This is a genomic window from Kitasatospora sp. NPDC004723, from assembly GCF_040609255.1.
Classification (GTDB): Bacteria; Actinomycetota; Actinomycetes; order Streptomycetales; family Streptomycetaceae; genus Kitasatospora.
Genome location: NZ_JBEXJT010000003.1, coordinates 122,510 through 147,074 on the forward strand (window position 1 = coordinate 122,510; position 24,565 = coordinate 147,074).

At 73.3% G+C, this 24,565-nt stretch carries 20 protein-coding genes; 3 read left to right on the forward strand and 17 right to left on the reverse strand.

Annotation, left to right across the window (positions count from 1 at the left end; translation table 11 throughout):
• Positions 1-99: 99 nt before the first annotated feature.
• From tmk to bldG, 7 genes are all read right to left on the reverse strand, one after another.
• Complete coding sequence (gene tmk, locus ABZW10_RS05270) at positions 100-3,492, reverse strand: dTMP kinase (RefSeq protein ID WP_355360214.1); 3,393 nt, start codon at positions 3,490-3,492, stop codon at positions 100-102.
• A 191-nt stretch (positions 3,493-3,683) separates the two neighbouring features.
• A complete protein-coding gene (gene topA / locus ABZW10_RS05275) occupies positions 3,684-6,554 on the reverse strand; it encodes a type I DNA topoisomerase (RefSeq protein ID WP_355360217.1) in 2,871 nt (956 codons plus the stop codon).
• Positions 6,555-6,893: 339 nt separating this feature from the next.
• On the reverse strand, positions 6,894-7,376 hold the full coding sequence (locus tag ABZW10_RS05280) for a DUF3592 domain-containing protein (protein ID WP_355360220.1): 483 nt from the start codon (positions 7,374-7,376) through the stop codon (positions 6,894-6,896).
• Positions 7,377-7,589: 213 nt separating this feature from the next.
• The gene (locus ABZW10_RS05285) at positions 7,590-9,122 is read right to left on the reverse strand and encodes a methyltransferase (RefSeq protein WP_355360223.1); all 1,533 of its coding nucleotides are present in this window, start codon (positions 9,120-9,122) and stop codon (positions 7,590-7,592) included.
• Positions 9,123-9,303: 181 nt separating this feature from the next.
• The gene (locus ABZW10_RS05290) at positions 9,304-10,008 is read right to left on the reverse strand and encodes a small secreted protein (RefSeq protein ID WP_355360226.1); all 705 of its coding nucleotides are present in this window, start codon (positions 10,006-10,008) and stop codon (positions 9,304-9,306) included.
• A gap of 147 nt (positions 10,009-10,155) precedes the next feature.
• The gene (locus ABZW10_RS05295) at positions 10,156-10,575 is read right to left on the reverse strand and encodes an ATP-binding protein (RefSeq protein ID WP_355360229.1); all 420 of its coding nucleotides are present in this window, start codon (positions 10,573-10,575) and stop codon (positions 10,156-10,158) included.
• Positions 10,576-10,751: 176 nt separating this feature from the next.
• Positions 10,752-11,093, reverse strand: a complete 342-nt coding sequence (bldG, locus tag ABZW10_RS05300) for an anti-sigma factor antagonist BldG (RefSeq protein ID WP_355360232.1) — start codon at positions 11,091-11,093, stop codon at positions 10,752-10,754.
• Positions 11,094-11,315: 222 nt separating this feature from the next.
• On the opposite strand from bldG, the gene ABZW10_RS05305 reads away from it, so the two are divergent.
• Positions 11,316-13,874, forward strand: a complete 2,559-nt coding sequence (locus ABZW10_RS05305) for a DEAD/DEAH box helicase (RefSeq protein WP_355360235.1) — start codon at positions 11,316-11,318, stop codon at positions 13,872-13,874.
• Here ABZW10_RS05305 and ABZW10_RS05310 read toward each other — a convergent pair.
• The 6 genes from ABZW10_RS05310 to ABZW10_RS05335 form a co-directional block, all read right to left on the reverse strand.
• Positions 13,869-14,336, reverse strand: coding sequence for an Rv3654c family TadE-like protein (locus ABZW10_RS05310; protein WP_355360238.1), 468 nt, complete (start codon positions 14,334-14,336; stop codon positions 13,869-13,871). The genes ABZW10_RS05305 and ABZW10_RS05310 overlap by 6 nt on opposite strands.
• On the reverse strand, positions 14,324-14,761 hold the full coding sequence (locus ABZW10_RS05315; protein ID WP_355360241.1) for a TadE family type IV pilus minor pilin: 438 nt from the start codon (positions 14,759-14,761) through the stop codon (positions 14,324-14,326). The genes ABZW10_RS05310 and ABZW10_RS05315 overlap by 13 nt, the downstream gene beginning before the upstream one ends.
• Positions 14,751-14,939 (reverse strand): DUF4244 domain-containing protein, encoded by a 189-nt coding sequence (locus ABZW10_RS05320; protein ID WP_355360909.1) that lies wholly within the window; start codon positions 14,937-14,939, stop codon positions 14,751-14,753. The genes ABZW10_RS05315 and ABZW10_RS05320 overlap by 11 nt, the downstream gene beginning before the upstream one ends.
• A gap of 112 nt (positions 14,940-15,051) precedes the next feature.
• Positions 15,052-15,852, reverse strand: coding sequence for a type II secretion system F family protein (locus tag ABZW10_RS05325; RefSeq protein WP_355360244.1), 801 nt, complete (start codon positions 15,850-15,852; stop codon positions 15,052-15,054).
• Positions 15,849-16,901 (reverse strand): hypothetical protein, encoded by a 1,053-nt coding sequence (locus tag ABZW10_RS05330; protein ID WP_355360247.1) that lies wholly within the window; start codon positions 16,899-16,901, stop codon positions 15,849-15,851. Before ABZW10_RS05330 ends, ABZW10_RS05325 begins: the two co-directional genes overlap by 4 nt.
• Positions 16,902-17,142: 241 nt before the next feature.
• Positions 17,143-17,436, reverse strand: a complete 294-nt coding sequence (locus ABZW10_RS05335) for a hypothetical protein (RefSeq protein WP_355360250.1) — start codon at positions 17,434-17,436, stop codon at positions 17,143-17,145.
• A 462-nt stretch (positions 17,437-17,898) separates the two neighbouring features.
• Between ABZW10_RS05335 and ABZW10_RS05340 the strand changes: the two genes are divergently transcribed.
• On the forward strand, positions 17,899-18,303 hold the full coding sequence (locus ABZW10_RS05340) for a hypothetical protein (RefSeq protein ID WP_355360253.1): 405 nt from the start codon (positions 17,899-17,901) through the stop codon (positions 18,301-18,303).
• 68 nt (positions 18,304-18,371) lie between these two features.
• On the opposite strand, the gene ABZW10_RS05345 is transcribed toward ABZW10_RS05340, so the two are convergent.
• From ABZW10_RS05345 to ABZW10_RS05360, 4 genes are read right to left on the reverse strand one after another with little or no spacing between them, the layout of a single operon-like run.
• The gene (locus ABZW10_RS05345) at positions 18,372-19,493 is read right to left on the reverse strand and encodes a TniB family NTP-binding protein (protein WP_355360256.1); all 1,122 of its coding nucleotides are present in this window, start codon (positions 19,491-19,493) and stop codon (positions 18,372-18,374) included.
• On the reverse strand, positions 19,493-21,604 hold the full coding sequence (locus ABZW10_RS05350; protein WP_355360259.1) for a transposase: 2,112 nt from the start codon (positions 21,602-21,604) through the stop codon (positions 19,493-19,495). Before ABZW10_RS05350 ends, ABZW10_RS05345 begins: the two co-directional genes overlap by 1 nt.
• Positions 21,601-22,365 carry a TnsA-like heteromeric transposase endonuclease subunit gene (locus tag ABZW10_RS05355; protein WP_355360262.1) on the reverse strand — a complete coding sequence of 255 codons (765 nt, stop codon included), beginning with the start codon at positions 22,363-22,365 and terminating at the stop codon, positions 21,601-21,603. The genes ABZW10_RS05350 and ABZW10_RS05355 overlap by 4 nt, the downstream gene beginning before the upstream one ends.
• The gene (locus ABZW10_RS05360; protein ID WP_355360265.1) at positions 22,362-24,098 is read right to left on the reverse strand and encodes a TniQ family protein; all 1,737 of its coding nucleotides are present in this window, start codon (positions 24,096-24,098) and stop codon (positions 22,362-22,364) included. Before ABZW10_RS05360 ends, ABZW10_RS05355 begins: the two co-directional genes overlap by 4 nt.
• A 158-nt stretch (positions 24,099-24,256) precedes the next feature.
• Between ABZW10_RS05360 and ABZW10_RS05365 the strand changes: the two genes are divergently transcribed.
• Positions 24,257-24,502, forward strand: a complete 246-nt coding sequence (locus ABZW10_RS05365; protein ID WP_355360268.1) for a helix-turn-helix transcriptional regulator — start codon at positions 24,257-24,259, stop codon at positions 24,500-24,502.
• Positions 24,503-24,565: the final 63 nt, after the last annotated feature.

A 24,565-nucleotide genomic window follows, 5' to 3' on the forward strand; every position in this document is an offset into this window, starting at 1 on the left:
GCTCCCAAGCTCGCTACGGACTACCGCTCCCGCCGTCGAGCATACGTGGCGGCTACGACGGGTCCGGGCGCTGCGGGAACCCGCCCGGCCGGGGCCCGGTCAGCCCCGGCGGCCCCAGCGGCGGCCCTTGCCCTTGCCGTCGTCCTGGCCACTCTGGCCGCCCTGGGCACCCTGACCGCCCTGGGCACCCTGGCCCTCGCGACCCGGCCGGTCGCCCTGACGTCCCTGGCCGCCGGCGCCGCCCGAACGGGGACGGTCGTCCTGGTCCCAGCGGGCCCACTCCTCGCGCGAGCCGAGCAGCGTGTCGGTCAGGCTGGGCAGGTCGTCCAGCGGGGTCTCCTCCGCCCAGTCCGGACGCGGCCGCGGGTCGGCGGCGGGCCGGCCCTGCTGCGGGTCGATCACCGGCAGCTCGCGGGTGCGCTCCACCGGGCGCTCCTCGGCGCCCGGGCGCCGCTCCCGCGACGGGGCCGGGGTGCCCGGCTCGATCTTCGGCAGCACCGCCGTCCGGTCGGCGTCCTCCGCCGGGATCCTGGGCAGCACGGCCGTCTCGTCGGCCGCCGGCCCGGACGGCACGACCGGCAGCTTCGCCGTGGCGGTGAGGTCCGCCGCGCCGGCGCCCCGGCCGCGCACCGAGATCTCCTGCGTCGCGTCCTCTCCGCGCCCGGGCTGCGGATCCGTCGCGCCGGTGTCCTTGACGGCCCGCAGCTCGGTGGTCGCCGCGTCGTCCGGCGCACCCTCGGCGCCGGCACCCCCAGCACCGGCACCGGCACCCGCAGCACCCGCGCGCTCCGCCGCCTCGGCGGCTGCCGCTGCGGCAGCCGCCAGCGCGGCGGCCTGCGCCAGCCGGGCCTCCTCGGCCCGCTGCAGCGCCTCCTCCGCCCGGCGCCGCTGCTCCTCGCGCGCCAGCTCGCGCTGCCGCTGGAGCTCCGCCCGGGCGGCCGCCTCCTCGGCGAGCCGCTTGCGCTCGGCCTCCTCGGCCGCCCGGCGCGCCTCTTCCTCGGCGCGCCGCTTCGCTTCCTCCTCGGCCCGGCGGCGGGCCTCCTCCTCGGCCTTCTTCCGGGCCTCCTCGGCCGCCTTGCGCGCGGCCTCGGCGGCGGCCCGCTCGGCCTCCTCCTTGGCCAGCCGCTCCTTCTCCGCCTGCTCGGCCCGCAGCTGCGCCAGCACCTCCTGGCGCTTGCGCTCGGCCGCTTCCTCCTCGGCGCGCTTGCGGGCCTCCTCCTCAGCCCGGCGCCGCGCCTCCTCGGCGGCCTTCCGCTCCTGCTCGACGCGGGCGGCCTTCTCCTGCTCGGAGAGCGGCAGCTCGCGGTCCAGCCGGTGGCGGACCGCGGTGGTGACGACGCCGGGGGCCTGGCTGCCGTCGACGACGAGGTAGCGCGCCGGGTCGGCGGCGGCGAGCGCGAGGAAGCCGGAACGGACCCGCTGGTGGAACTCGGTCGGCTCGGACTCCAGCCGGTCCAGCGCCTCGGTGAAGCGCTCCCGGGCCCGGGTCGGGTCGACGTCCAGGACGACGGTCAGGTCGGGCAGCAGCCCGCCGGTCGCCCAGCGCGAGATCCGGGCGACCTCGGTGGCGGCCAGGTCGCGGCCGGCGCCCTGGTAGGCGATGGACGAGTCCATGTACCGGTCGGTGATGACCACCGCGCCGCGGGCCAGCGCCGGGCGGATCACGTTCTCGACGTGCTCGGCGCGGTCGGCCGCGTAGATCAGGGCCTCGGCGCGGTGCGAGAGGCCGGTGTTGCCGACGTCCAGGACCAGGCCGCGCAGCCGCTGGCCGACCGGGCTGCCGCCGGGCTCGCGGGTCAGCACGACCTCGTGGCCCTTGCCGCGGATCCACTCGGCGAGCGCCTGGGCCTGGGTGGACTTGCCGGCGCCGTCGCCGCCTTCCAGGGCGATGAAGAAGCCGGTGCCCGCCCGGTGCGGGGCCGGTCCGGTGGCGCCGCGCACCGCGTCGACCAGGTCCCGGCCGAACGGCACGGTGCCGCGCCGGTCGTCGGTGCGCAGCAGCACCACCGCGGCCAGCACCAGGGTGAGCAGTCCGGCGGTTGCGACCGCGAGGGCCGCGCCGCCGTGGATGAAGGTGAACGAGCCGGGCTCGACGGTGCCGTACTCGACGTCCCCGTAGGCGGCGGCGATCAGCGGGACGCCGACCAGCGCGCCGCCGACCACGACCCGCAGCACCGCGTACAGGTGCTCGGTGACCTGCGGCAGCCGGACCTCCTCGACCTCCTGGGCGAGCAGCGCGCGACCGGTGGAGATCGCCACTCCGGCGGCCAGCGCGGCCAGCACGGTGAGCAGCAGGACCAGCACGAAGTCCACCACCAGGCCGGCCAGGATCAGCGCGACGCCCTCGGTGAGCAGGGCGAGCGCGAGCAGCCGGCGGCGGGAGAGCGAGGGCAGGACGGCCCGGGTGATCCGGACGCCGATCGCGGGGACACCGGCGGCGGCCAGCACCAGCAGGCCGTAGCCGATCGGCCCGGCGCGGTGCTCGACGGCGGTCAGCAGGGCCAGCGCGGCGACGCCGGCCATCGTGGCGTACCCGGCGCAGACCGCGAAGGTGAAGTACGGGGCGGAGTTGGTGCGGCCCTTCGCCAGGGCCGGGCCGGGGGTAGCGTCGACGGGCGCCCGCAGGCCCCGCAGCGGCGAGGCCGGCGGCACCCGGACGGGGCCGCCGGGCAGCTCCTGGAGGTGGACCCGGACGGCCGAGACGGCGAACAGGGCGGCCGCTCCGAGGGCGGCGAAGGTGGTCTGGTGGGCGCGCAGCCAGTCCGAGCCGAGCGCCGCGCCGATGTTGTTGAGCAGGGTGAGCGCGATCAGCGCGGCGGCGCCGAGCGGCACGGTGGCCCAGCCGGTGCGGTGGTCCAGGGTCCGGACGGTGGCCAGGTTGGCGGCGGACGGGCGCCGCTCGGCCGCCGGGGCGTAGGCGTCGGCGGGCGGCAGCAGCGCGGGGACGGCGGCGGCCTTGGCGATCGCCCAGACCCGCTCGGCGGCGCCGGTCAGGAAGACGGTGGCGAGCAGCACCCAGGTCGCGGCGCCGGAGGGCTTCGGGCCGGAGCCCAGCCAGACGATCCACCAGGGCGCGACGCCGATCAGCACGGCGCGCAGCACGTCGGCGCCGAACAGCGTCCAGCCCCGGTCGAGCTTCCCGCTGAGCAGCCCGTGCACGGGGCCGAGCAGCGCGGCGCCGACCAGTCCGGTGGCGGCCAGCCGGGTGGCGAGGACGGCGGCGACCGCGAAGGCGAGGGCGCGCGGCGGGTCGCCGAACGACCCGCCGAGCACGGCGGCGACCACGGTGAGCACGAGCAGCACCAGCAGGCCGAGCCGGTCGGCGGTGCCGCCGATCAGCTGGGTGGTCCACAGCCGCCGGTAGGGGCGCAGTCGCAGCAGCGCCCGGATCCGCTCGCCGGCGGTCCCGGCGGGCGCGGTCTCCGGCCGGTCGGGCGTGCCGGTGCCGGCCGCCGCCGCGGCGCTGGGGGTGGGCTGCTCCTCGCTCGTCATACGGTCAGCGTAGCGGTCGGGGCATGCCGCAAAAGAGGGGAGCGTGGCTCCGGACGACCGTCGCCACCGGGTTGTGACGATCCGCGCACGACCCTGTCACGCCCGGTCCCGGGCCCGCCGGAGCGGATCGGCGAACGGTTCGGGCCCGCGCCGCCGGGGCGGACGCGGGCCCGGGTGCGACCGAACGGGGGTCAGCCCTCGTCGGTGGCGGTGGTCTTGCTCGCGGCGGTCTTCTTGGCCGCCGTCGCCTTGGTGGCGGTCTTCTTCGCGGTGGTGGTCTTCTTCGCCGCGGTCTTGGCCGCCGCCGTGGTCTTCTTGGCAGCGGTCTTGGTCGCGGTCTTCTTGGCCGCCGCCTTCTTCGCCGGGGCCTTCTTCGCCGTCTTCTTCACCGGCCCGCGCGCCCGCTTCTCGGCGAGCAGCTCGTAGCCGCGCTCGGGGGTGATGGTCTCGACCGCGTCGTCCTTGCGGAGCGTGGCGTTGGTCTCGCCGTCGGTCACGTACGGACCGAACCGGCCGTCCTTGACCACCACCGGGCGCTCGCTGACCGGGTCGGTGCCCAGCTCCTTGAGCGGCGGCGCGGCGGCGGCCCGGCCGCGCTGCTTGGGCTGGGCGTAGATCGCCAGCGCCTCCTCCAGCGTGACCGTGAACAGCTGGTCCTCGTCGGCGAGCGAACGGGAGTCGGTGCCGCGCTTCAGGTACGGGCCGTAGCGGCCGTTCTGCGCGGTGATCTCCACGCCCTCCTGGTCGACGCCGACCACGCGCGGCAGCGAGAGCAGCTTGAGCGCGTCCTCCAGCGTGACGGTGTCCAGCGACATCGTCTTGAACAGCGAGGCGGTGCGCGGCTTGACGGCGTTCTTGCCGGTCTTGGGCGTGCCCTCGGGCAGGATCTCGGTGACGTACGGGCCGAACCGGCCCTTCTTGGCGACCAGCTGGTTGCCGCTGACCGGGTCCGGGCCGAGCTCGTAGTCGCCGCTGGGGCTGGCCAGCAGCTCCTCGGCCAGCTCGACGGTCAGCTCGTCCGGCGGCAGCTCGTCCGGGATGTCGGCGCGCTGGCCGGGCTCGCCCTCGACCTCGGAGGCGCGCTCCACGTACGGGCCGTAGCGGCCGACCCGCAGGGTGATGTCGTCGCTGACCCGGAACGAGCTGATCTCCCGGGCGTCGATCGCGCCGAGGTCGGTGACCAGTTCCTTCAGGCCGCCCAGGTGGTCGCCGTCGCCGTTGCCGGCCTCGGCGGCGCCGCCGGCGGCAGCGCCCTCGCCGCCCTCGCCGAAGTAGAAGCGCTTGAGCCACGGCACGGACTGCGCCTCACCGGCCGCGATCCGGTCGAGGTCGTCCTCCATCTTCGCGGTGAAGTCGTAGTCGACCAGCCGGCCGAAGTGCTTCTCCAGCAGGTTGACCACGGCGAAGGAGAGGAACGACGGCACCAGCGCCGTCCCCTTCTTGAAGACGTACCGGCGGCCGATGATGGTGTCGATGATCGAGGCGTAGGTGGAGGGGCGGCCGATCTCCCGGTCCTCCAGCTCCTTGACCAGCGAGGCCTCGGTGTAGCGGGCCGGCGGCTTGGTGGCGTGGCCCTCCGGGGTGAGCTGCTCGGCGGCCAGCGGGTCACCCTGGGCGACCTGCGGCAGCCGGCGCTCACGGTCGTCCAGCTCGGCGTTCGGGTCGTCGGCGCCCTCGACGTAGGCCTTGAGGAAGCCGTGGAAGGTGATGATCTTGCCGGAGGCGGAGAACTCGACGTCCCGGCCGTCGGCGGACCGGCCGGCGACCTTGACGGTGACCGACTGGCCGACCGCGTCCTTCATCTGGGAGGCGACGGTGCGCATCCAGATCAGCTCGTAGAGCCGGAAGTCGTCGCCGCTCAGACCGGTCTCGGCGGGGGTGCGGAAGCGGTCGCCGGACGGGCGGACCGCCTCGTGCGCCTCCTGCGCGTTCTTCACCTTGGAGGCGTAGGTGCGCGGCGCGTCCGGCAGGTAGTCGGCGCCGTACAGCTGGGTGACCTGGGCGCGGGCCGCCGAGACGGCGGTGTCCGACAGCGTGGTGGAGTCGGTGCGCATATAGGTGATGAAGCCGTTCTCGTACAGCTTCTGGGCCACCTGCATGGTCCGCTTGGCGCCGAAGCCCAGCTTGCGGCTGGCCTCCTGCTGCAGCGTGGTGGTGCGGAACGGCGCGTACGGCGAGCGGCGGTAGGGCTTGGACTCGACGCCGCGCACCGAGAACGCGGTCTGCTCCAGGGCGGCGGCCAGCGCGCGGGCGGCCTGCTCGTCCAGGTGCAGGGTGTTGGCGCTGCCCGCCTTGAGCCGGCCGTCCTGGCCGAAGTCGCGGCCGCTGGCGATCCGCTTGCCGTCGACGGCGATCAGCCGGGCGCCGAAGCTCTCCGGGTTGGCCGCGTCGGCCGCGGTGCGGCCGGTGCCGAAGGTGCCGACCAGGTCCCAGTACGAGGCCGAGCGGAACGCCATCCGCTCGCGCTCGCGCTCGACCACCAGCCGGGTCGCGACCGACTGCACGCGGCCGGCCGACAGCTTCGGCATGACCTTCTTCCAGAGCACCGGCGAGACCTCGAAGCCGTACAGGCGGTCGAGGATGCGGCGGGTCTCCTGGGCGTCGACCAGACGCTGGTTCAGCTGGCGCGGGTTGGCCACCGCCTCCTGGATGGCCGACTTGGTGATCTCGTGGAACACCATGCGGTGCACCGGCACCTTGGGCTTGAGCACCTGCTGGAGGTGCCACGCGATGGCCTCGCCCTCGCGGTCCTCATCGGTGGCGAGGAAGAGCTCGTCGGACTCCGCGAGCAGCGACTTCAACTTGCTGACCTGGGACTTCTTGTCCGCGTTGACCACGTAGATCGGAGCGAAGTCGTGGTCCACGTCCACACCGAGCCGGCGCACCTCGCCGGTGTACTTGTCCGGGACCTCGGCGGCCGTGCTCGGGAGGTCGCGAATGTGCCCGACGCTCGCCTCGACGATGTAGCCGGGGCCCAGGTAGCCCTTGATCGTCTTCGCCTTGGCCGGCGACTCGACAATGACGAGTCGCTGTCCGTGCGCGGTCTCGCTGCTCGGGGACACCTTCGCTCTTCTCTCCCGGTCGTTACGTGAGCTGGTCGGCGCTGGCAGCACGGGCTGCGCTCCGCCCGACCCCTCCACCGTCCCGGGGCTGCCGCTGTACGACGACCCCACCAGCGGAGTGTGACCGTACCCCGGCCACCCTTGTCAAACGGACGGATCCCGCAATTTCACCGGCAAGGCCGACCGACGCCACTCGAACGGTAACCCGAGGGCGACGCGTCGCGCCCTGCGGAGGGGGGCTTCGGCGGGTTTCGAAGGATGGAATGACGGATTTCGAAATCTGTCAACGGAATATCGGGGCGACCGCCGGGGGCCCACGGGACCCCCGGCGCGGGCGGGCTACCCGGCGCTGAGCAGCAGGAGCGCCCCCGCCGCCAGGCAGCCGAGGCCGAGCGCCGTCCACAGCAGGTCGGCGAGGACGGTCCGCGGGCCGGTCTCCGCCGGCGCGAGCACCGCGCGGGCGGGGCGGCGGGGATCGTAGGCGATCCGGACGGAGGCGCCCGGGACCAGCCGGGGTGGGCGGCGCAGCGGAGTGTGACCGCGCGGACGGGTCAGCACCAGCTCGCACGCCTCGACGGCCAGGACACCCGGTGTTCCTCCCCCGCGTGCTCCGACGGCCGCCGGCTCGGTGGCGAAGGAGAGCAGGGGTGCGCTGTCGAGCGCGCCGTGCGCGTCGGCCTCGGCGACCACGGTCGCGACGGTCGGCCGGCCCCGGCGGCGCACTCGGTGGCGCAAGTGCACTTCGGCGGCGCACCAGAACAGCAGCGCGCCACCGAAGAGGACGAACACCGTGCCCCCCACGGCCGCCGTCGTCGTTTCCACCTCAGCCGCCCCCAGCTCTGTCCACAGCCTGTGGACAGAGCCTCACAGTCCGGGGCCAACGAGGGGCAGAGGTTCGGTGAACGGCCGACGAACCAGGGGAATCCAGGAAGTGAACCGGCGACGCCCGGGCCGCCGGTGCTCGACCCGTCGGTGCTCGAACCTCCGGTGCTCGGACCGCCTGGTTCAGGCCACCGGCGCTCAGGCCACCGGCGCTCAGGCCACCGGCCGGATGAACCCCTGCTCGGTGAGCAGCCGCAGTGACTCCGGCACCCGGTCCCGCAGCACCACCCGGTCCTCGCCCAGCAGCTGGGCGATGGCGTCGACGATCTCGCCCGCCGACAGCGTCCCGTCGCAGACCCCGACGAAGCCGGCGCCCACCGTGTCCACCTTGGTGGCCCGGCGCATGCCGCGGTTGTGACGCAGGATCACGTGCTCCGGGTCCTCCGCCCCCGGCGCGCCCACCTGCTCCTGGACCACCTCGTCGGCCAGCACGTACCGCGCCGCCAGCAGGCCGGCGTCGTCGTGCGTGCGCAGGAAGTCCTGCCGGTCGAACCACTCCTCGATGTGCGGGCCGAGCGGCTGCTCCACCGGGTGCGGCCACTCCTCCACCCGGACGGTCGGCCGCTCGGCGCCGCTCGCCCGCAGGGTGATCCAGCCGAAGCCGATGCCCTCGACCCGGCCGGCCTCGAAGGCGTCCAGCCACTCCCCGTACCGGGCCCGGTAGTCGCCGCCCGGCCCGCGGTGGTCGCCGCCGTCGCGCAGCCAGAGCTCCGCGTACTGGGCCACGTCCTGCACCTCGCGCTGGACGATCCAGGCGTCCAGGCCGGTGCCGGCCACCCAGCCGGCCAGCCGGTCGTGCCAGTCCTCGCCCTTGACGTGCTGCCAGTTGGCCAGCAGCTGGCAGTAACCGCCCGGTTCCAGGTGCTCGGCGGCCGAGCGGACCAGGCTGCGGCAGAGGTCGTCGCCGGCCATCCCGCCGTCGCGGTAGGTGAACCGGCCGGCCGGGGAGATCACGAACGGCGGGTTGGAGACGATCAGGTCGAACCGCCGCTCCCCCACCGGCTCGAAGAGGCTGCCGGCGGCGGTCTCCGTGTTGTCGAAGCCGGACAGCGCCAGGGTCAGCTCGGTGAAGCGCAGCGCCCGCGCGTTGAGGTCGGTCGCGGTCACCCGCTGGGCGTGCCGGGCGGCGTGCAGCGCCTGCACGCCGGAGCCGGAACCGAGGTCCAGCGCCGAGCGGACCGGCCGGCGCACGGTGATGTTGCCCAGCGTGGTGGACGCGCCGCCCACCCCGAGCACCAGGTCCTGGCGGGCCACGCCGTGCGCGGTCTCACCGGAGCCGATCCCGCCCGCGCCGCCGACCGCGCAGCCGAGGTCGGAGACCACCCAGGCGTCCGAACCCGGCAGCCCGGCGACCTCGTTGGCGTACGGGCGGACGTCCACGGTGGCGCGCACGAGCTCGCCGTCCGGGCGCAGCCAGCCGTCGGCCAGGCAGTCCTCCACCGGGAGCGCGGCGGCGGCCGCCTTGTACGGCACGGGCTGCTGCAGCAGGAAGAGCCGCACCAGCGTCTCCAGCGGGCTGCCGCCGCGGGTCGCGCGCAGCGCGGGCACCGCCTCGCTGCGGGCCAGCGCCGCGTACCCGGTGGGCCCGAGCAGGTCCAGGCAGCCGTCGGCGGTGTACGAGGCGGCGAGCAGCGCCTCACGAAGCTTGGCGAGGCGGGTCGGGTCGAGAGCGGGGCTACTGATCACCCCGCCATTGTCCCCCGCGCGGCCCTCGCACCCGTCCTTCCCGCCGTCGCGGAGGCGCTCGCGGAGGCGCTGGCCGAGGTACTCGCGGGTGCGCTCACCGAGGCACCCCTCCAAGGGCTTTCCTCGCCAACGCCGACGGCCCCCTCGGCGGCCGGGGCCGAGGGGGTGCGGGTGTGTTCGGTCAGCTCGCCGAGGGGGCGGCGGCCGGGGTGGAGGGCACGGGTGCGGCGGGGTCGCCCGCCGGGCTCGCCCCGTCCGTGGCGCCCGCCGCGGGCGCGCCGGTGGCCGCGTCCGTCGGCGTGGCGGACGGGCTGCCCGTCGAGCCACCCGTCGAAGCGGCGGCCGCCGTACCCGGCTTGCACCCCTCCTGCTTGGCCATCGCCGCGCCGAGATCGCCGCGCTGCAGCTTGCCCTGCGCCTGCGTGGAGAGCGCGGACAGCTGCTGGATCTGGTCGGCCACGCTGCGCAGCCCGTCGGCGAACTTCGACTGGTCGTCGACGGAGAGCGCGTCCAGCTTCTTCTGGATCTCGACGTAGCCGTCGGCCGCCTTGTTGAGCTCGGCGACGGTGTCCGTCTGCAGGGTCGCGCCGTCGTCCACCTTGGGGGCACCGGCCTTGTCGATGGCCGCGGCGATGTCCTGGTTGGTCTTGGCCAGCTGGCCGAGGTCCGCCGAGAGGCGCTTCTGGAGGTCGGCCGGGACCTCGCCGGTCTTCACCTGCGCGGTGTCCGCCAGCGCGGTCTGCGCCTGGGCGATCGGGTCCTTGGCGGCGCCGCACACGTTCGCCGACCAGGACTCCAGCTGCTTGCTGTTGTCGTCGCCGCAGCCGACGGCGCCGAACGCCAGCAGCGCCCCGAGCGCGGGTACGGCCAGCAGTCGCTTGTTCACCGGGAGAAGCCCTTTCGGTTTCGGTCGTCGAACTGCGAACCTACACGGCCGCCGTTCGACTCCCGGTTCCCGCCCGGGCCACCCCCCGCTGTGCGTGCGCGTGGCCTCCCGCTCGCCGCGCGCCGCCCGCCGGTCCCCGCGCGCCGCTCAGAGCGCGAGGGTGTCCGCCGAGGCCGGCCAGCTCATCCGGATCAGTCCGCCGTCGGCACCGGCGGTGACCTCCAGGTCCTCGACCAGGCCGGTGAGCACCGCGAGACCGAGGGCGTCCTCGTCCGGCTCGGCGCCGTCCGCCGCACCGGCGGTCGGGACGGTGTCGAGACCGGCCTCGTCCTCGACCTCGATGAGGAAACGCTTCTTCTGGTCGATCAGTGCGACGCGCACCGCGCCCTTGACGTCCCCGCGCCGGTGCAGGCCGACCGCGCGGGAGCACGCCTCGCCCACGGCGAGCCGCACCTCGTCGAGCACCGACTCGTCGACCCCGGCTCGCCTGGCGACCGCCGCGGCGACCAGCCGGGCCGTCCGCACGTGTTCGGGAAGCGCGCTGAATCGAAGTTCGACGGTTGCCATCTCTTCCCCCTCGGGGTGCTCCGACCGGGGCCGGTCTCACGGCCCCTGCGGGCCGGTGTCGACCGGCCCTGGGGCGACCGGACGGGCCGGGGCGCGCGGCCCCGGCTCCCGGACGCATGGGAATCGGGCGGACCGGCCGCTGAGGGCCGGCCCGGCCGGTCAGTCGGTCCTGCGGATCAGTCGGTCGCCTGGACCGCGTCGTCCACCGAGCTGTGGATCGGGAAGACCTTGGTCAGACCGGTGATCCGGAAGATCTTCAGAATGCGCTCCTGGTTGCACACCAGGCGCAGCGAGCCCTCGTGGGCACGCACCCGCTTCAGACCGCCCACCAGCACGCCGAGGCCCGTGGAGTCCAGGAAGTCCACGCCCTCCATGTCGACGACGAGGTGGTAGCTGCCGTCGTTGACGAGCTCGACCAGCTGCTCGCGCAGCTTGGGGGCGGTGTACACATCGATCTCGCCGCCAACCTCGACGACCGTGCGGTCGCCGACTGTACGGGTCGACAGGGACAGGTCCACGGAACCTCCAGCACCTTGCCTTGCTACGTCATTGCGATCCTCGGCCGGACGGCCGTCACCGCATGGTCGCGAGCTCCGGGCACGCCCAGCCAGTGCGTGGCAAGCCTCAGCGCTGCGACCCCCGGCCGTACGGCCGTCACGGCCACATTCAACCACCTGCGACCATGCCCGCACGATGGCTTAGGACGATTCTCCGTCACGCCGGTGACACACTGGGTCCTCATGCCGCCGCGTCACAGCCTGCCCGAGGCACTGCTCACGACCCTGTCCACCACCCGAGGGCGGTCGGACCGGCTCACCCATACGGAGCACCTTCCCGCCCGGCGCGCCCGGTATGCGCCGTGGCCCGACTGGATCCGGCCCGAGATCAGCGCGTCCGCCCAGGCCATGGGTGTCCGGCAGCCCTGGGCGCACCAGGCGGAGGCGATGAATCTGGCCAAATCCGGTCAATCTGTGGTGATCGCCACAGGGACCGCCTCGGGCAAGTCGCTCGGCTACCTCGGCCCGGTGCTCTCCGACCTGCTGGACGGCACCGAGGCGCGCAACGGCCGGGGAGCCACCGCGCTCTACCTCGCCCCGACCAAGGCGCTCGCCGCCGACCAGCGCCGCCGGGCCGCGGAACTCGCCCCGCCCCGCGTCCGGGCCGCCCTCTACGACGGCGACACCCCGCCCGAGGAGCGCGAGTGGGTCCGCCAGTACGCCTCCTACGTCCTCACCAATCCGGACATGCTGCACCGCGGCATCCTGCCCGCGCACGCCCGCTGGTCCTCCTTCCTCAAGACCCTGCGCTACGTCGTCGTCGACGAGTGCCACGGATACCGCGGCGTCTTCGGCTCGCACGTGGCCCAGGTGCTGCGCCGGCTGCGGCGGATCTGCGCCCGCTACGGCTCCTCGCCCGTCTTCCTGCTCGCCTCGGCCACCACCGCCGACCCGGCCGTCACCGCCCGCCGCCTCACCGGTCTGCCCGCCGAGGCGGTCACCGAGGACGCCTCACCGCGCGGCCCGATGGTCTTCGGGCTCTGGGAGCCCCCGCTCACCGAGAACGTCGGCGAGAACGGCGCGCCGGTCCGCCGCACCGCCACTGCCGAGGCCGCCCACCTGCTGACCGACCTGGTCGAGCGGGAGACCCGCACCGTCGTCTTCGTCCGCTCCCGGCGGGCCGCCGAGCTCGTCGCCCTGCAGACCCAGGACCAGCTCGGCCGCCCGCTCGCCGACCGGGTCGCCGCCTACCGCGGCGGCTACCTCGCCGACGAGCGCCGGGCCCTGGAACGCGAGCTGCACTCCGGCCGGCTGCTCGGCCTCGCCTCCACCTCCGCCCTCGAACTCGGGGTCGACGTCTCCGGTCTGGACGCCGTCCTGATGGCCGGCTACCCGGGCACCCGGGCCTCGCTGTGGCAGCAGGCCGGCCGGGCCGGACGCGAGGCCCAGGGCGCACTCGCCGTCCTGATCGCCCGGGACGATCCGCTGGACACCTATCTGGTGCACCACCCGGAGGCGCTGTTCGCCACCCCGGTCGAGGCCACCGTGCTCGACCCGGACAACCCGCACGTCCTCGCCCCGCACCTGTGCGCGGCCGCCGCCGAGCTGCCGCTCACCGATCCGGACCTGGAGCTGTTCGGTCCCTCGGCCGCGCCGCTGCTGCCGGTGCTGGAGCGGCGAGGGCTGCTCCGCCGGCGCGGCGACGCCTGGTACTGGACCCGCCGCGAGCGGGCCGCCGACGCCGTCGACCTGCGGGGCAGCGGGGGCAGTCCGGTGCAGATCGTCGAGGCCCCGACCGGCCGACTGCTCGGCACCGTGGACGCCTCCGCCGCCCACACCACCGTGCACACCGGGGCCGTCCACCTCCACCAGGGCCGCAGCTACCTGGTCCGGGACTTCGACCTGGAGAACTCGGTCGCCCTGGTCGAGCCCGCCGACCCGCCCTACACGACCTCCGCGCGGGACATCACCTCCATCTCCGTGCTCTCCACCGACACCACCGTCGACTGGGGCGAGGGCCGGCTCAGTTTCGGTTCGGTGGAGGTGGTCAACCAGGTGGTCGGCTACCTCCGCAAGCGGATCTCCACCGGCGAGATCATGGGCGAGAGCAAGCTCGACCTGCCGCCCCGGACCCTGCGCACCCGGGCCGTGTGGTGGTCGGTCACCGAGGACCAACTGCTCGACGCGGACATCCCGCCCGACCAGCTGCCCGGTGCCGCCCACGCCGCCGAGCACGCCTCGATCGGCCTGCTCCCGCTCTTCGCCACCTGCGACCGCTGGGACATCGGCGGCGTCTCGGTGCCGCTGCACCCCGACACCGGGTTGCCCACCGTGTTCGTCTACGACGGCCACCCCGGCGGGGCGGGCTTCGCCGAGCGCGGCTTCCGGCGGGCCGCACAGTGGCTGACCGCCACCCGGGAGGCGATCGCCGCCTGCGAGTGCGAGCGCGGCTGCCCGTCCTGCGTGCAGTCGCCCAAGTGCGGCAACGGCAACGATCCGCTGGACAAGGCGGCCGCCGTCCGGCTGCTGGACGTGCTGCTCGCCGGCGCTCCCGAGGCCGCCGCCGAGCCCGGCCGGGGCGGAGAAGCCGGACGGGACCGAGGAGCCGACGGGGACAGGCCGTCCGGGCACCCCGGACGACCCTCGCCGACGCAGGCGGCCGACGGCGCCGGAGAGGCCGCCCGGGCCGCGGAGGCCGCCCGGGCCGCGGAGCGGGCTGGGACGCCGGAGGGGAAGCCCGGGGAGGAGCCGGGACCGGACGGGCCCACCGGCGAGGGCGACGGCCCTCCCGGAGCTTCATGAGCCACCGCCCCCGACCGACCCGGACTCGCCCAGCGCAGCCCGCGCGTCCTCGTCCGTCGGCGCCACCGGCGCCCTGATCGGTCCGGCCCGGGACCGTCCCCGGGCCGGACCGACCGGCAGGCGTGACGGCAGCCCGGCGACGGGCACCTGCGCCACCACCTCGACGGCGTCCGCCGCCCGGTCCACCGCGCAGGAGAGCACGACGGCCGCCTGCGCGGCCGCCACGGCGCCGGCCCGGCCGCAGCCTCCGTCCGCGTCCAGCAGCAGCCCGTCGGCCGCCGCGAGTGCCGCGAGGTCGGCGGCGGACTCCGCCCGGTGGCGGGCGCCGAGCACCGCGCCCACCGAGAGCCCGGCGCCGCACGCCAGACAGCCGAGCAGCGCGCAGGCCAGCAGCCAGACCGTCGCCGATCCCGCGTCGGACCGGCGCTCCCCGAGACGCGCCGGGACGCTCAGCCCGCCCACGGACCCACACCTCCCTCCGCTCCCCGCAGGGTGTCCTCCCGGGCCGCGACGGCGGTGGCGCTCAGCCGCACCGCGAGCACCTCCGCGAACCGCCCCGGCGCGCCGTACGGCGCGTCCACGGTGACCCGCACGGTGTCCGGCGCCAGATCGACCAGGACGGCCGCTCCCGCCGGCGCGGCCGCCCGCGCGGCCCCGGCGGCATCGGCCTCCCCGCGCGCGGCCGCCCTGGCACCCACCCGCGCCGCGTCGATGCAGCGGAGCTGGGCGGCCGCGGCGAGCACGGCCCAGACCAGCAGCACGCCCAGCAGCACCAGCGCTGGCAGCGCGACGGCGGTCTCGGCGGTGACGAATCCACCGTCGCCGCGCCGTCGGCGTCGCGGTCGCCGCTGCCGGCGCGGGCGCCGCGGCGGCCGGTCAGGCCGCATGGAGCGCCCGGTCCAGGACGCCGGCCAGCGCCTCCAGCACAGCCGTACTGGTCGCCACCTTGTACAGCCCGGCCGCCAGGGCGCACGCCCCGAGCGTGCCGACCGCGTACTCCGCGGTCGTCATCCCCGCGTCCGAGTCGCTCCGGGCCCGGATCCGGTGCCGGATCGCGCGCGCGATCCGGCGGGCCGGCCCGCCGGGAGCGGTGACGGGAGCGACGACGGCCACGGCCACGGTCTTGATCGCCACGTTCATGGTGTTCCTCCTTGCATCGAACGGATTCGGTGTTGCGTCACATCGCGTGCGAGAAACGGCCGGTGAGCCCCACGACCACCGGGGCCACCCCAACCAGGACGAAAGCCGGGAGAAAGCACAGCCCGAGCGGCGCCGTCGCCAGCACCCCGGCCCGGCGGACGCGGGCGTGCGCCGCCCGGACGGCCTCGGCCCGCCGGCTGCTCGCGAGCCCGCAGAGCGCCGCCGCCGCGGGGGCACCGCTCAGGCTCGTCCGGACCAGGCACCGGGCCAGCGGTGCCAGCGGCGGGTGCTCCTCCCCGAGCCGGCGCCAGCAGACCTCCGGCGGCGACCCCAGGGCGAGTTCCGCCGCCGTCGACAGCAGCCGCGGCCCCATGGGCGCGTCCACGCTCGCGCCGACCGCCGCCACCGCCGCCGCGGGCGAGGCCGCCGACCCGAGACAGGCCGCCAACAACTCGGCGGTGAGCGGCAGCTGTCGTACCAGCCGCGCCTCCTCCAGCACGGCCTGCCGCTGTGCCGGGGACCGTGCCCGAGGCATCCAGCGGTGCAGCGCGACCGCCAGCAGTCCGCCGGCCACCAGGCCTCCCGGTCCGCCGAGGAACACCGCCGCCCCGAGCCCGACCGCCAGTGCCGTCGCGGCCCGCCGCACCTTTTCCGGAACGACCGGGCTCCCCCGCGCCGCCGCCCATCGCCCGGGCCGCCTCGGCCGGAGCGGATCCGCGGTGCCGAGAAGGGCGTCGGCCCGTCGGCGTGCCCGTCTGCCGGGCCGGGCCGCACCGGCCGCACCGGCCGCACCGACCAGCAGCACTCCCGCGCCGGCCGGATCCGTCAGCCAGGTCATCCGCACCCCACCTCCCGGCGGAACGCCCCGCTCGGCCGACCCGGCCTGGCCCGGGTCCGGGTGATCCCGCACCGCCACTCCCCCGCCGTCGGCTCGGCCTCTTGCACCGGGGCGGAGCCAAGGGCGCCCTCTGCGGCCGCCCGAACGATGCGGGCGGTCCACGCCAGGCCCATTACCTCCAGGACCGTGCCCGCCGCCAGGGAGGCCAGCCCGGCGGGCGTGTGGAACAGCACCTCCAGCGGTCCGGCCCCGAGAGCCGCGCCCAGCAGCAAACCGGCGAGCGGCAGGGCCGCCAGTACCGCGATCGTGGTGCGCGGCGCCGCCAGCTCGGCGGTGATCTCCTCCGTGAGCGCCCGCTCGACCCGCAGGGCCTCGGCCACCCCGTCCAACCCGGCCGCCAGGCCCGATCCGCCGGCGGAGGCGACCTCCCAGCAGGCGGCGACCGCCGCCGCCCCGCTCCCGCCCGGCAGTTCCGCGAGCAGCCGGAAGGCGGCGGGCACGTCCGCGCCGTACCGGCCGGCCGCGAGCCTGGCGACCGGTTCGGCACCGAGCCTGCTCAGCGCCACGGGATCGGCGGCGATCCGCGTGGTCACCAGGTGCAGGGACTGCTCGGGCGTCGCCCCGCCGCGCAACTCGCCCGCCAGCCCGGCGCAGAGCTCCACCACGGCGGCTGCCCGGTGCCGTGCCTCGGCGGCCGTAGCCCGCCGCAGCCGCCACCGCCGCACCGGCAGGACGGCCGCGACGGCCACCAGGACCGGGACCGGCGATCCCGTCGCCCAGCCGGCCGCCAACCCTCCGGGCGGGAGCATCAGTTCGGGAGCGCTGCGAAGGGACCTCCCGAGCCCGCCCGACCACCGCACCACCGCAGCCGCCGCACCGCCGTCGCCGCCTCCGGCACCGCCTCCGCTGTCGACACCGGTGCCGGCGTCACCCGTCAGCACCGCCCCGGCTCGACGAACGCCCGCCGTCTGCCGCCGCAGCCCGTACCACGCCGCCACCGCGGCCCCGCACAGCACCAGCGCCCACCACAGCGCCGTCTCGTCCGCCACCACGACCACCGCCTCTCTCGCCCGTCGCCACCAACGCCACTCCGCCGTACCACGAACCCGAAGGCCACCAACCGCCCACCCCGGCGCCCGACATCGCCCGCTCAGGCGCCCGGGCCGTCCCGGCCGCCTCCACCGCGGTCCCCAAGCCCCCTCGGCCCGCCGCCCAGTCCGAGGAGCAGCAGGGCTCCCGCCGCAAAGCCGCCCATCAGCAGCGCGAACGCCGCCTCCGCCAACCCGGCCGTCACAATGCGCCCTCCTCGACGGCGGCTCCCCGGGCGGCGAGCAGACCGGTCAGACGCTCCCAGCCGGGACCCGGGACCGTGGCGCCGTCCGCCGTGAACGTCACCGCCGGGGTGGTGACGGCGAGCCCGCGCCGGTCGCCGTCCAGGGTGTGGATCTCGGCGACCCGCCGACGCCCGGTCGCCTGGTCCCGCACCAGGTGCACCACCAGGTCGAGGGCGGCCCGGAGTTGGCTGTGCAGGGCCGGACGGTCCAGCCCGGCCAGTGAGCCGAGCGCCTCCAGCCGGACCGGCACGTCCGCCGCCGTGTTGGCGTGGACCGTTCCGGTGCCGCTGTCGGACGGCAGTGAATAGTTCAGCCTGTAGTGCTCTGACCTTCAGAGTGAACTATTCACATGCTTGGATGGCCATCCGGGGGTGGCCATCCAGTAGTTCAGTACGTCAGCTGACGGAGCCTCTCCGGAGGGCTGGCCTCACGGTGCGCCTATCTGATTGGTACCCGTCTAGCTCAGTTGTTGGGCGTGGTGGGACCCGTGCAACCAATCGACTCGGGCACTATGCCGACCATGGCAACACTCACCAGTGAGGAGCGGGCGGCGCGTGCCCTGCAGCGGCAGGCCGCCAGGCTGAAGACCTGTACGCATTGCTGGGCAGCTCCGGGGGAGCCTTGTAAGCCCGGCCCAGGAGGCCGGTCGAATACACACCGAGAGCGAGTCGAGTTTTCATCGCGAGACCAAGCGCCTTTTCCGGAGACGGAGGTGATCACCCCCGACGGTGCATGGATCTATCAGCCCCTGAACGTGCTAGACCCAGATTCACCGATCCTGGGCATCAGGCAGGAAATCTTCGGGAAGCTCTTCCGGCACACAGACGAGATGGGTGCCCTAACTGTCGTTGCTCTCAGCCAATATGCCCCTGATCTCCCCGAGCTGAACAACCCGATGGTGAGGATGGCCGCCAGCATGTTCCTTGGATTGTCGGAAGACGAGCGCGAGACCACGATCACTCGTCTCCTTGCGCGCGGCTACCTGAACGTGATCAGGCCGCGAGCGGTGCGAACAAATCCCGATGCGGCCCGCGTTTTCGATGTCTCCGAGATGGATCCAACCCTCATGGCTGAGTGGGCTGCCGCGAAGAAGGCCGTTCCAGAACCCAGGATCTAAGCTCAAGGCTCCCATAGGGATCAAGTTGAATTCCTTCAGCGCGGCCAGTCCGGCCAAGTACAGTCAAATCAGCTCACCGAAGCAGCTGCCTGCGCCTTCGGCCGGGTCTTGCCCTGCTTGGGCTTGGCTTCCTGGTACGCCAGTTCCGCCATCTGGCTGAGCTGGATCGTCTCCATCAGTTCCTCCGTAATGGCTTCCTCGCCCGAGGTTACGGCCTCAATGGCGGACTCGCGGATGAGGTCGGAGAGGCCGCAGATACTGCCGCCGGTTCGCTCGTACAAGTACGGCGAGAGCGCCGCGAGTTGACCTTGCCTGTGCCGGTACAGGGCGAGGGTGCCTTCCAATGCCGCCACAACCTCGACCCAGGCGACCTTCTCAGCTTTCGTGGTCCCGAATTTCCGCATTTGGTGAAGGGTGTTGCGGCCTGATGTCTGGGTGGCGCGGGTGCTGCCCTTACCTTCGAGGAACAGCCCGCTGGTGTTGAGGTCGGCGCCGGTGTAGATGAAGGTGGCCGCAATGTGGTTGGCCAGGTACTTCAGGTGGTCGTTGACGACCTTGCCCTCCTTTGCGGAGAGGTCGAGGAAGTGGACATCGTCGATGATCACCAGCTCGGTGCCCGCCAGCTTCAGGTTCTTCAGCAGGCCGTTGGTGACCTCCGTCTTTGTCGCACCGGAGCGCATCGGCATGCCCAGGTATTCGGCCAGCAGGACGGAAAGGTCCTTTGGGGTGGCCTGGCTCGGGATGTTCAGGTACACCACGGGGGTGTAGTCGACGAGGTAGCCGTCGACTTCATAGGTGTCGGAGAACTTCTCAGGGTGGCGGGCCCGGAGCTGGAGTTCGAAGTCCTTGGCGAAGAGCTTGACCAGAGTGCTCTTGCCGATGGTCGGCGGGCCGTCCAGGACGATGCCGCGCCGAGCTCCGGGTGCCTGGCGCCTGTTGACCTTCATGCGGCGGGCGAAGGCGGCGTGCAGCCGGCGTATCTGCTGGGTGCGTACGAGTTCGAGCGCACTGTGGTAGATGTCCCGCTCGTCGTTGAGCTCTTCGCGGTCCAGGGCGGGAATGCGCAGGTAGTCCTCATACGAGGGCATGACGGGACACTGCGGGGCCTCCATGGCCAGGTAGGCTCGCCATTCCTCCTTGGTGCGGGGCTCGGCGAGGCCGGGGTGCGCGAAGCCGAAGGTGGTGAACATCAGCGGTCCTGTTGCGTGCTCGGGGCCCAGATCTCGGCCGGCTTGATGGTGGTCAGATCCAGGTCGCCCCAGAAAGCGCCTTCGTCGTCCGGCTCGGTGGCGGGCAGGACGTGCAACGAAGTCGGCGTCGTCGCGTTGGCAGGCGGCTCGGATCGTTGCATGTCGATGGCCTGGGCGGCGGCTCGGTGGCGGTCACGGATCTTGCGTTTGCGGTCGGCCGTCCACGTCTCGGGGGCGTCCATGCGGTTCTGCAGGGCGGTGAGGGCTTCGGCCACCGCTTCCTGGTCGTCTGCGGCCTGGCCGCGGTTGGCGACGTACCGTTTGGCGTCCCGCAGGGTGATGTCGGTGAACGGCTGATGCTCGCTTGTCGCGTGCGTCCAGGTGAGGACATGCCACTTGCCAGTGGCGGGGTCGAGAAAGTAGGCGTGCAGCAGGTTGCGAGGGTCGTAGCGGATGGGCCACAGTCCGTCCGGGTAGTCGGACTTGGCTCCCCGGTAGCCGTAGAGGATGTCGTTGTCGTCGTTGTAGACGAGGTAGTTGATCTCGATGCCGTAGGGGTGGATCACCCGAGGCGCGATCGGCAGCAGCTCAAAGTACAGGTTCGGGTCGCGCGGGCAAGCCACGTAGCCGGCAGAGCCGAGGGCTTGGCGATAGGCCTCGTTGGGTGAGACACGGATGTCCGGGAAGCCGGGCAGGTGAAGTCCGCGGTGGGTGCGCCGTTGGTAGACGGCGACGACGTATTCGGCGAAGAACTCGGCGAGTTCGTCGATGGTCCATCGCGCCTGGTCCTCGGCGGTGCGTCCGCGGTTGGCGACGTTGTTGCCCTTGTAGCCAGCGACATGCTCGGAGAACTGCTGGCGTATCGTCAGGAAGAGCCTCTCGACGTGGGGCTTGTCGGTGGGCTTGAGCTTGCGCGCGTCCTGGAGGTCGATCTTCCAGCGGCAGCAGGCGCGTTCGACGACCTTGCTCTTGTAGGGCTTCCCGTGGTCGTACAGCAGCGTCTCGGGGTAGACCACCGGGCGGGCGGCGGCTTCGGCCAGGCGCTCGTCGATGGTCAACACCCGGTCGTAGGGGATTCGCAGGACTTGGTAGCGAAGGGCTTCCGACCAGGCCGGGCGCATGGGCTCGGGGGTCATCACGTCGGCCAGCAGCAGACCGATGTCAATGGCCTTGGTGCCCTCCGGGGTGAGCCGCCAGGACAGGATCGAGCGGGTGGCGACGTCCAGGGCGACGGTGAGTTCGACCTTGTGGGTTTCGCCGGTCTCGGGGTCGAACGCGAGGACGTCCAGCGGGGTCGTGTCCAGCATGACGACCTCGCCCGGACGGTGGGCGACGACCTTACCGAAGGTGCGGTCGGGCTGGTTGGCCGCCGACGCGCGCCGGTAGGCCGGGTCGGTGACGCGGCTTCCGAGGAGGCTCTTCACGATCCGGCGGAAGGCGTCGCGGTCGGGCAGGGCGAAGGCGCCCAGGCCGTACGCGGTGTCCAGCCGCTGCTGGGTACGTCGCAGGAACCGGTTGCCGACGGTCGCGGTGCTGTCGAGGCGCTCGGCCTCAGCCTGGTCGCGGATGGCCTGGATGACCTCGGCCGGGATGTTCTTGAGGGGGTTGCTCAGCTTGGCCCGGCGCTTGTCCACCAGCCCCCACAGTCCGAGCTCCTGGCGCCGGGCCCACTGCTTCCAGATCCACCGCTCGCTGACACCGCACTCGCGCGCCTTGGCCACGACCCGTCCGGTCAGCGGAAGATCGGGATCGTATTCGGGACGGGGCTCGCCCGGCAGGGCGTTGAGCCGGTCGCCGGAGCGGTACCCGGTCATCGCTTCCAGCAGGTCCGCCTCCCGGTCGAGGGCGTCCTTGACCAATGCTGGATCGAGGGAGGCGAGGATGCCGTCGGGATCCACTGCCGCAAGATCGTCCGTATGGCCTGCGGCGTCTGGGGGTTGGACGGATGCTCGGAAGGTGGGGTCGGTTAGCACCTCAGACAGCAGGATGACTTGGAGCCGGCCGGTCTCGGACCGCAGCCGGACGGTGAGGCCGTCGTCGAGACCGGCGACCTTGTGCCGCTCGTCCTCGAAGGCGATCCAGTCGCCTACGGCCATGCGGTGGACGCTCATGGGCACGTCTCCGGGGCTGGGCGGGACCACACCAGGGTGTGGTCCCGCAGGGGCTTGGTGATGTCGAAGGCAAGGCGGTGGTGCCACATGAGGTGATAGACCACCGCGCGGGCGATGTCGGGTGCGGGTTGGAAGGCCAGCAGGTCCCCGATCGCGACCGGGTCGGCGGCGAGTTCGAGGAGCGGGGCAGCGAGCTCGTCGGCGGCGGTCGAGGGACGGCGGTAGCCGGCGAGCCACTTGACGCTCGCCCAGCGGAGCGGGTCGGGCTCGCCCACCATGGCGTATTGCCAGCCCATGGCCTCGGACACGGCGGCGGTCCGCTGCCGCTGCCGTGCGACATCAAGGCGGTCCGTGAACCGGTCCGGTTTGACGTCCAGCAGCTGCACCGACCCGTCTCGCAGGCGGGCGAAGAGATCAGGGGTGTGCCGCCAGACTCCACCCTGGTCGCGGCCCTCCAGCTCGAAGGGCTGGGCCGCAACGTTGGCCACCTCGGGGTCAAAGTCGAGCAGCTTCATCCACTTCGACTCCAGGTAGGACTCGTACTCCAGGAACCGGTCGCTGGTGGCAAACCAGAGCTTGCCGGGGGTGTGCTTCTGGTCGGCGTAGGAGGGGATGTCCCGCACCGGCCGGCCGTCCTCGAACCTCACCTTGGTGGCGTCGACGGCAGTCACCAGCCGCTCGGTGCCGCCCTGATCGCAGTAGCGGACTAGCACCTGGCCGAGCGCCAAGGCGATCGGCCTGACCGTACGGCGCCGCGTCATCGGCTCCTCTCCCGATGCTGCTCCAGCAGTTCCTCGCCCCAGGCGGTGAGGGCGGCGGCCGCCGTGTCCGAGAGGCTGGCGGCGAACTTCCGGCGGCCTTCGCGGACCGACTCCTCGCTAGCCCCTTCCCAGCCGTGCTGGTAGGCCGGCGCCTCCCGTCCGTCCCCGCCAGTCAGGTTCTCCCAGACCCAGGCGGCCGCGTGCCGCTGCCGCTGGCGGGTCACGTCCTGGCCGAACGGATGCAGGATGCCGAACAGGACGCTGTGCGACACCTTGGTCAGGTCTGCCAGCGCCTCGCGGCGCGCGCGATAGTCGACCGGCCCGCGCGCGGCCATCCGCTCGGTCAGGACGCCGACTGCTACCCAAAAGGCATTGACGTCAGGAATTCTCTGCACGACAACCCCGCTGGCCCGGGCCGCGCGGTGGCGGTCCATTGCGAGTTGCTCGGCGGCGTCGCGCCAGTTTCGCCCTCCACAGATGCGGGCGACGGCAAGGGCGGCGAACCGGCGGCCGGTAGACAGTGCCGTGCCGGGCAGGTGTTCGGCGATCAGCTCGGTGTAGTCCCGTTGGCCGACGAGGTGGGGTATCTGGTGCAGACCCAACGGCGCCGGACGGTTCCTGCGGTGGGTCACCACGCCGACGACCCGGTACGAGCGGGGCATCTCGGTGGCCAGCAGCTCGTCCAGCATGCGGGGGCGCGGGAAGTGCCTCAGCGGATCGGTGCCGTTGTTAGCCCTGCGCTGGTGGGCGAGGGCTGCCTGCCAGGGTTCGAACAGAAGCCGGGCTTCGTCGACCCCGCTGCACGCGAGGATCGGTTCGACAAGGGTCAGCAAGCCCGCAGCCTCCGCGGCTTCCGCTGGGCCCGATCGCAGCCGGTTGTGCATCCCACCCCAGGTCATCGAGCGCCGGTAGGCGAGATCGGCGGCCAGTGACTCGCGGGCGGCGTGCGGCATGGCCGCGCTGCCGTTCAGGTCGTCCTCGCCCGCGATAAGCCGCACGACGGCGACCAGCAGTCGCATGGCCACGAACCAGTCAGCGGCGGTGACCTCCTCGCCCAGCAACCGCGACGGCCTCAGATCGGCGGCGTCCAGAACGCTCCTCTGGGCAGTGACCAGCGTCGGGTCGACAGCAGATGCGGCGATGTCCGCCAGCACCTGCTGGCAGAGCCCGGCCCGGCCACGGCTACCGAGCACGCGGTTGCCACACAAGGCCGGGTCCAATGGCCCGGTCCGGGTCAGCAGCCCACGCGGACGGCTGGCGTTTCCCCGCCGCAGCCGGATCCCGCACGCCGGGCAGACATCGATCAGCAGGCACCCGTGGCGCGGACACACAGCCGCAGCCTCCAGCCACCACCACAACGGCCATGCCGGGCTTTCCGCAAGGCAGCGCGGGCACGCGCGGCTGCCGTGGATCTGGGCCCACTCACGACGCGCCCAGTACCTCACTGCGGACTCGGTAGCCTCCTTCAGGCCGGTGAAATCGAGAGCGCCACCCGCGTACCGCTCCAGGTGCATCGCCCGCAACCGCTCCGCCGACAGAGCCGTCGCCTCCCGGGCACCGCGCAGGCTCTCCGGCGTGAGCATCACCCCGAACAGCAAAGGACGCGTCGTCGCGCTGGAGGCCCGACACTCCATACCCAGGTGCTGGACCAGCTGCCCTGGACCGATGCCAAGGTCGAACGCCGCCCGGTCAATCCACGAGGCGAACGCCTCCCCTGCCACGGGGGCCAGCACCGCCGGCAGCCTCCTCGCCCTCGACACCACCCCCAGTCGGCCGACAGCCGGCATGGAAACCGACGCAACACGCGCCAGCGATGCACGCACCGGACCTCGCCCCCTCCCCACCCAGTGACGCAAATATGCTACAGGCGGGATCGCGGTAGCTTTCTGGTGTGGACAGGGCCCAGACGCAATCGGAAGACGAGCCGTACCGCGTCGTATTCGGCAAGCGGCTGCGGGCGCTTCGCGAGGCTGCTGGCCTGAGCCAGAGCGCCGCCGCCCGCGCCATGGGGCTGGACAGGTCCTACTACGCCCGGCTCGAAGCCGGCCGCCACAGCATCGCCGTCGACCGTCTCCCCGGTGTCGCCCGGGTGCTCGGCGTCGAGGTGGGCGATCTGTTTGCCGGTTCCGGCTCCTGACGGGCGCCTGAGCCGACGAGTTCGTATGCATTCGCCGGTGTTGATCACTGCTTGTGCGGCACG